This window comes from Lachnoanaerobaculum sp., assembly GCF_057250505.1.
The window spans coordinates 95,923-103,429 of record NZ_DBHIEQ010000007.1 but is presented as its reverse complement, the minus strand read 5'-3'; the positions used below and the strand labels follow the sequence as shown (position 1 = coordinate 103,429).

Genomic DNA, 7,507 nt, shown 5'->3' with positions numbered 1-7,507 from the left:
TTAAAGATTTATAGCACAGTACTTAATTTAAATATTGTATCGTGAATAATTCAGGTTTAATGTTAGTATATTTATTATAGTAAACTATAAAATTTATCCTTATTATCAGTATAAAGATAAAACTTCTCTTTTTGTATATCGTTTTGATCAACAAGCTTAACTTCTGTTATTTGTGAAATTCTATCTATTAATTCATCTAATTCTGTTTTCTTTAAGTCTATATTCAAATTTTCTATACAAGAATTTAATATTCTCAGAAAATCGAGCACTTCATTTGTATTAATCCGTATATACCCAGCATATTTATCTATTTTATCAATATAATCCAATATTTTTTCTCTGATTTCGTCGCTATTAACATTTTTTAAATTGTTTCTATATTCTAAAGTTTTATTATAAAATTCACTTGTTTCCTTTTTACTACATAGTATATAGTCTTTTTTAGAGCAAAGCCACATATCATTTGTTTTATAGAATATAAAAGTTTTCTTACTATTTTCATCTAAATAATATAAATAGGAAAGATTAGTTCTATTGCTATAATCAGAATAAATTTTTTCAAAAATGCCAATAAAAAAAATTATATTATATAAAACAAATAAAATTAAAATTATTTTTTTCGAAATATTAATTTTCCTTTCGTAAACGTATAATAAGCCAAACAAAAAAATAAACGTGATACTCAAATGAAACAAAAAAATATCTAATACTTTTACAAAAATAAAATTTTTTGAAATCCAATTTATAAGTGGGCATATAACCTTTTTAAAAAAAATGAAAGTAGTAAATACTAATATTTGTATTTCCACACATATACAAATATAGTTAATACAGTTTTTAATATTTATATAATTTTTAAAATCTTTATAATCAAAATTCTTAATGAGAGTATAAATTGGTTCCACAAAATTAAAATGAGCAAAAGTATTATGAACTATATTTAAACGCAAAATAAATATAGCTATAATTACACATGTAAAATAGAATATTGTTTTTAATATCCATGAAAAAATATAGATTATCTTTTTTATTGAAATAATAATTTTTCTTAATATAATAAATAAAAATATAATGCAACTTATACCTAGTAATGATATTCCACTAAAAAAAATATTAGTTAAAATTTCATTAGTGTTCAATCCATTATTTTTATACAAAAAGAAGGTTAATAAGACTCCACTTCCTATAGATATGGGAACTAAAAAAACTAAAAGTACAGTTTTAATAAATGGATTAAAAAAAAATATACTTTTCTCTTCTATCTATTTCTTCAAAAGTAAAACAAATTGGATTCATTAAATTCATGTGATTCCAACTTGTTATAATAGTAATAACGCTTGTTACACCAATGAATCCCAATATAGTTATAATCATATCTATAGTATCTTTAATAGACATATTATCAGCAGTTGCCAAAATCATTTTTACCCCTCCAATCAATTTTTTCTATAATTATAACATAAAAACATTATTAATCATATCCCCAAATGATACCTGATTGCCTCAGGCAAATCTACCTACTTTCTAATGTAAGTGAAAATAGATGGCAAATTAAAGAGTACTTTAGAATTATGAAAAACTAGTTTGAGGCAAGTCCTGTGTACTTACAAAGAGTTGACAGAATTATATAGTCTACAAAAATATACATATCATCCCATCTGTCACTGTCCCATATTTCTTTATCTTTTCTAGCTAAATACAGTGCTTCAAATTCATCCGCCTGATCAAACGGAACAAGTCATCCGGCTAAATCACATACTTCAATATCTTCAAGGTCTAAATCTCTTCCTTCGCCTGTTTCAGAAAAGAAAACTCCTCCCAGTCTTTTTGCTTCCTCTTCTATAATAGCAAAGTATTTTTCAAATTTAGCTCCCTCATTTGTTCGCAGTCCTCTCATAAGCTAATTCCTCATACAAATTTATAATATTTTAGCATTGCTACTATCCCTTAACTCTCTACCCTGTAAACCTCACTTAAGAAAACTTTTTCATCCGAAATACATTTATCCAATATACCTGCTTTTTTTAATCCGACTGCAATTGCAACCGATCTGGCCTGACAGTTGATGGACTTATTCGGATTGAACTCAATATCTGTAAAAGCCTCATACATATCAAGTTCTTCCAAATATTCTTTATTTTTAGCTAAGGCATTTATATAGATCCAATTGTAGGAAAAATCTTTCGGTTCGCTTTTAAAATCTTTTCCGAACAAACTAAATCCTATTACTTTTCCGCTTTCTCTTAAGCGGCTATCTTTCTTTGCCTCCCACGGTTTTACATCATATAAATCCGTATACGGTCCGCCATGTTCAAACACTTTACTTCCTTGAAATACACATTCAAGCTTATATTGACTCCCGTTTATACAGGTCAACAAGTTAAAGGCGCTTAGGTTTATTCCAAGATTATTATCTCCCTTTGTTGAAATCTCTAAAACATTACCTCCACCTTGTTCTTTATATGAATTATGAAGAGAGTTAATTGATTTTTTCTTTTGACTTTCAGAAAATCCTGCAAAATACTCAAATTCAATTGTTTTCTCAGTATAAAAAGGATACTTATCCTTTGCAATAAATATAGGTCTTTTTGCCATAAATTCCCCCTTTAATTATTATCATATTTTTTTATATTTAAAAATTCAGTAAATGAATTCGCTCCTATTCTCCTTCTCTTAGACAACATTTCTGACCATATAATATTACCTTGATCTTCTGTTATTAAATTGTCTTCATATGCCTTAACAAGTATATCTCCCGTTGTAATATGCTTTAATGAAAATTTATCAACATAATATTTAATATCTCTTAGGTTGTTACTACCCAATATTCCATTATACTTTTTGGCCAATGAAATAGATGCTGCCTCACCTTTACCTATTACTTTGTGATTATATTCAGATATTGTCGTGAGATTCCTATATAAATCGTATTCCTCTGTCATAATGTCCATTGTCATTATTTTAGCAGAACCTCTTGAAATAAGTTGATCGATTCTATGTTTTAAATGTAGAATTGAAGGCTTATTAAGTTCATCATAAACTTCCTTAGGAATAACAATTTTTCCTGAATACATTGTCTCAAGTAAACTTTCATTTTTAACCCATAAAAAAGCACTTATACAATCCGTATCAAAAAATATAGAATCAATCAAGAATAACACCGTCCTCCTCTCCAATTCCATAGACTATATCATCTCTAAAACCGTCCAACAGTATTTCTTCATATTTACCATACGAAATATATTCATCATTTAAAAGCTTTTCTGCCAAAGCTATATAATGTCCCAACACTATTTTCTTTTTGTCTTTTGCTGAAGAATAGTAAATTGCCGTATCATATCCTAATCTGGCAGCGAGCGCGATAACCCCTGTTTCCATCGTTTTTATATCTTCCGAATCAATTTCTCCTTCCTCCATCAGTCTATATAATATTGCTTTATGACTAACCCCGTAATACTGCTCAATTTTAATAACCTCTTCTATATTAAGCCTATCATGTTTATTTTTTCCTTTAATAGATTCAATCAGTCCGTACAAAGATGATTGAGGTATTAAAAAATATGATGCGAATTGATCGGCTTTTTTTTCGTTTTCATCTCCCTTACCTATAGTTGTTAAACTTGCCGAACTAATACCGCTTTCATCAAAATATAAATGATAAAGCTCATGTGCAAGAGAAAATCTTTGCCTTCCTATAGACATATCCGAATTAATTACAATTACATTTGAACTTTTTCCTTTGTAGCAAATTCCGCTTATATTATTATTCAGAGGGTAAAAAACAAGTGTGAGTTTATCTATTGTCTGCACCAGTTGAAATATGTCAATAGGCGATGATTCATCTTCTCCCAATTTCTTTCTAAGAAGTGCAGCTTTACTACTTATTTCCATTTTATTAATCATCTATAGCCTCGCAATTTTATCCATCTCAAATTGATTTAAAACTATCTTATTAATTATTGTCAACGATTCCAAGTCGCTCTCTGTGATGTCACCGGATCTGAAGGAAATCATACATTTTTGTTCTGAATCTTCACCTGTCAAAATATAATTTTTTGTACAACAAAAAAGATAAGAAAGTTTTTCAATAACATCTGAACTTATACTTCTTTCTCCTCTTTCTATTTTTGCAATCATACTTTGATCTAATGATAAAAACTCTGCAACTTTACTTTGTGTAAGATTGGCATCTTTCCTAAGACCTTTTATTCTTTTTCCAATATCGATCAAATCCATCATAAATTACTCCTCCAATTAGATATAAATATTATAGCAATTCTTTGTCATAAAGTAAAGGGCATTTGCTGTAAAAAATATGACAAGGTTTATATTTCATTAATATTTATAATAACAAGCTATAAATAAATTTATAAAAAGCGACTGAAATCACCTTCAGTCGCTTTCATATAATCATTATATTTTATCCCATCAAATCAAAAAACGATATCTGATCACTCTCAGGCAGATCTCCCAGTAAGTTCAAACTGTCTAAGAGCTCACAGGTGCTCTTTCCTACCTTGGCTCTGGACATGAAATCGTCCTTTGATATGAAAGGTCCGGCCGCGGTTGCGTTTACTATTGAGGTGGCCGCGGTCTCACCGAGACCGTCAATAGATGAGAGTGAAGGCATTATTTTGCCGTTATCCATTATTTGAAACTTGGTAGGATGAACTTTGAAAAGGTCAATCTTTTCAAACTCAAAGCCTCTGGCATACATCTCCTGCACTATTCTCATATCACGCAAAGTATCTGCATCCTTAGCCGTAGAATCTGTCTTTTTCTTATATTCCACTATATTGTATTCAAGCTTTTCCTTGCCCATACACATAAGTGAGTAGTTAAAGCCTGTAGCTCTGATAGTATAATATGCCGTATAATATGCCAAAGGATAAAAAATCTTACAGTATGCTATTCGCCATGCCATCATAACATAGGCGGCAGCGTGAGCCTTAGGGAACATATACTTAATCTTCTTACATGACCAGATATACCAGTCGGGTACGCCATGTGCTTCCATATGTTCCACCCACTCATCTGTCAGTCCCTTACCCTTTCTGACGCTCTCCATTATCTTAAAGGACTCTCCCTCATCAAGTCCCTTTTCAATAAGATAAATCATAATATCGTCTCTGGTACAGATAGCTGTTCTGATGGTTGCCTTACCCTCCAATATAAGAGTCTGCGCGTTTCCAAGCCAAACATCGGTACCATGTGCAAGTCCGGCAATTCTTACAAGGTCTGACAGTCCTTCAGGCTTGGTATCAAGTAACATCTGCATAGCAAAGTCGGTACCGAACTCAGGAACGCCGAGAGCTCCAAGCGGACAGTCAAGAATATCCTTAGGCTCAACACCAAGTGCCTTGGTATTTTGGAAAAGGCTCATTGTCTCCTTTGAGTCAAGAGGAATATCCTTTACCGGGTCGATTCCGGTAAGGTCTTGAAGCATTCTTATCATAGTAGGGTCCTGATGTCCAAGTATATCAAGCTTTAAAAGGTTGTGGTCAATAGCGTGGTAATCAAAATGAGTTGTAATAATATTTGTGGTCATATCGTTTGCAGGTCTTTGTACCGGAGTAAAAGTATATATCTCCTCACCATGCGGCAATACTATAATACCGCCGGGATGCTGACCTGTAGTTCTTCTTACACCTTCACAACCTGTAGCCAATCTGTTTATCTCACATTTTCTCTTACTCTCATTCTTATCGTCAAAATAATGCTTTACATATCCGTAGGCTGTCTTATTTGCAAGTGTTCCAACCGTTCCGGCTCTGTATGTATGTCCCTTACCGAAGATTACCTCCGTATATGCATGTGCATTCGGTTGATATTCTCCTGAGAAGTTAAGATCAATATCGGGCTCTTTGTCTCCTTTAAATCCGAGGAAGGTCTCAAAAGGTATGTCAAAACCGTCTTTTTTAAGCTTCTTGCCGCATTTCGGACAGATTTTATCAGGCATATCACAGCCTGCTCTTCCTGCAAAAGCCTTAACTTCAGGAGAATCAAAATCCACATACTTGCAGTCACAATAATAATGTGCAGGAAGCGGATTTACCTCTGTAATTCCTGATGTATATGCCGCAAAGGAAGAACCTACGGAACCTCTTGAACCTACCAGATAGCCGTCTTCATTACTCTTTTCCACAAGTTTTTTTGCGATAATGTACATAACGGCAAAACCGTTTGAAATAATGGAGTTCAGTTCTTTTTTCAGCCTGTCCTCAACTATCTTAGGCAGATTTTCACCATACTGTTCATGTGCCTTTTTGTAGCAGGCATTTGTAAGGTCCTCATCCGAGTTTTCAATAACCGGAGGACATTTATCAGGTCTTACAGGTGATATCACCTCCACCATATCAGCAATCATTCTGGTATTTGTAACCACAACTTCATAGGCTTTTTCACTGCCGAGATACTCAAACTCATCAAGCATCTCTTTAGTGGTACGAAGATATAGAGGCGGCTGTGTATCGGCATCCTTATATCCCTTGCCGTAGAAAATAATTCTTCTGTATATCTCATCCTCAGGATTTAAAAAATGCACATCACAGGTGGCAACTACAGGCTTTTCATATACATTTCCAAGCTCCACAATCCTTCTGTTTATGTCCTGTAAATCTTCTTTTGAATGAATATCATTTTGCTCATCCTCAATTAAGAACATATTGTTGCCTATAGGCTGTATTTCAAGGTAGTCATAAAAAGATACAATCCTGTTCAGTTCGGCATCAGTTACATCATCCAATATCGCCTTATATACCTCACCCTGTTCACAGGCGCTACCTATAATAAGTCCTTCTCTCATCTTTGCAAGAATTGACTTCGGTATTCTGGGTCTTTTATTAAAGAAATCAATATGCGAGAGTGAAATCAACTTATAAAGATTTATTCTGCCTATATCGTTTTTTGCAAGTATAATAACATGATTGTACTTGGTTTTCTTTACAATATCCGCATTGGTTTCTCCAAGACTTGCAACATCCGAAAGCTTGCTTAACCCCTTGTCTTTAAGCCTTTTTATAAATTCCACCCAAATCTGTGCGGTAGCCTCCGCATCATTTACGGCTCTGTGGTGCCCTTCAAGTGAAATATTCAAAGCCTTACATACGGTATCAAGCTTAAATCTGTTAAGATCCGGCAGCAGTAATCTTGCCATTGCCACAGTATCTATAATGGACGGATTGTACTCTCTGTTTATTCTCTTTGCATTCTCTCTGATAAACCCCGTATCAAAACCTGCATTGTGAGCCACTATAATATAGTCTTCACAGAAGTCCAAAAACTTAGGTAAAACCTCCTCTATCACAGGAGCATTGACTACCATTGCGTCACTTATATGTGTAAGCTCCTCAATCCTGAAAGGTATGGGCCTTTTCGGATTGACAAATGTGGAAAATCTGTCCACTATCTCACCGTTTACAACCTTTACGGCACCTATCTCCGTAATGGCGTCATTTTTAGCTGAAAATCCGGTGGTCTCGATATCAAACACTATAAAACCGTCATC

Annotated in this window: 8 protein-coding genes; all 8 read right to left on the bottom strand. The window is 33.1% G+C overall.

Annotated elements, in window-relative coordinates:
* Positions 1 to 74: 74 nt before the first annotated feature.
* On the bottom strand, positions 75 to 809 hold the full coding sequence (locus ACO6FI_RS04840; RefSeq protein WP_485456357.1) for a hypothetical protein: 735 nt from the start codon (positions 807 to 809) through the stop codon (positions 75 to 77).
* A gap of 424 nt (positions 810 to 1,233) precedes the next feature.
* Positions 1,234 to 1,422, bottom strand: coding sequence for a hypothetical protein (locus tag ACO6FI_RS04835; RefSeq protein WP_485456356.1), 189 nt, complete (start codon positions 1,420 to 1,422; stop codon positions 1,234 to 1,236).
* A gap of 316 nt (positions 1,423 to 1,738) precedes the next feature.
* The gene (locus ACO6FI_RS04830; protein WP_485456355.1) at positions 1,739 to 1,897 is read right to left on the bottom strand and encodes a hypothetical protein; all 159 of its coding nucleotides are present in this window, start codon (positions 1,895 to 1,897) and stop codon (positions 1,739 to 1,741) included.
* 50 nt (positions 1,898 to 1,947) lie between these two features.
* Positions 1,948 to 2,595, bottom strand: a complete 648-nt coding sequence (locus ACO6FI_RS04825) for a DarT1-associated NADAR antitoxin family protein (RefSeq protein ID WP_485456354.1) — start codon at positions 2,593 to 2,595, stop codon at positions 1,948 to 1,950.
* Between the two features lie 11 nt (positions 2,596 to 2,606).
* Positions 2,607 to 3,161, bottom strand: coding sequence for a PIN domain-containing protein (locus ACO6FI_RS04820; RefSeq protein WP_442852200.1), 555 nt, complete (start codon positions 3,159 to 3,161; stop codon positions 2,607 to 2,609).
* A complete protein-coding gene (locus ACO6FI_RS04815; protein WP_485456353.1) occupies positions 3,145 to 3,903 on the bottom strand; it encodes an ImmA/IrrE family metallo-endopeptidase in 759 nt (252 codons plus the stop codon). Before ACO6FI_RS04815 ends, ACO6FI_RS04820 begins: the two co-directional genes overlap by 17 nt.
* Positions 3,904 to 4,239 (bottom strand): helix-turn-helix domain-containing protein, encoded by a 336-nt coding sequence (locus tag ACO6FI_RS04810; RefSeq protein WP_485456352.1) that lies wholly within the window; start codon positions 4,237 to 4,239, stop codon positions 3,904 to 3,906.
* A gap of 181 nt (positions 4,240 to 4,420) precedes the next feature.
* A partial coding sequence (locus ACO6FI_RS04805) for a PolC-type DNA polymerase III (RefSeq protein ID WP_485456351.1) occupies positions 4,421 to 7,507 on the bottom strand: 3,087 nt, incomplete at its 5' end.

Excerpts from the sequence above, each read along its gene's own strand:
- ACO6FI_RS04835 (WP_485456356.1), bottom strand. The coding sequence starts at position 1,422 with ATGATTTTGGCAACTGCTGATAATATGTCTATTAAAGATACTATAGAT.
- ACO6FI_RS04830 (WP_485456355.1), bottom strand. The coding sequence starts at position 1,897 with ATGAGAGGACTGCGAACAAATGAGGGAGCTAAATTTGAAAAATACTTT.
- ACO6FI_RS04825 (WP_485456354.1), bottom strand. The coding sequence starts at position 2,595 with ATGGCAAAAAGACCTATATTTATTGCAAAGGATAAGTATCCTTTTTAT.
- ACO6FI_RS04815 (WP_485456353.1), bottom strand. The coding sequence starts at position 3,903 with ATGATTAATAAAATGGAAATAAGTAGTAAAGCTGCACTTCTTAGAAAG.
- ACO6FI_RS04810 (WP_485456352.1), bottom strand. The coding sequence starts at position 4,239 with ATGATGGATTTGATCGATATTGGAAAAAGAATAAAAGGTCTTAGGAAA.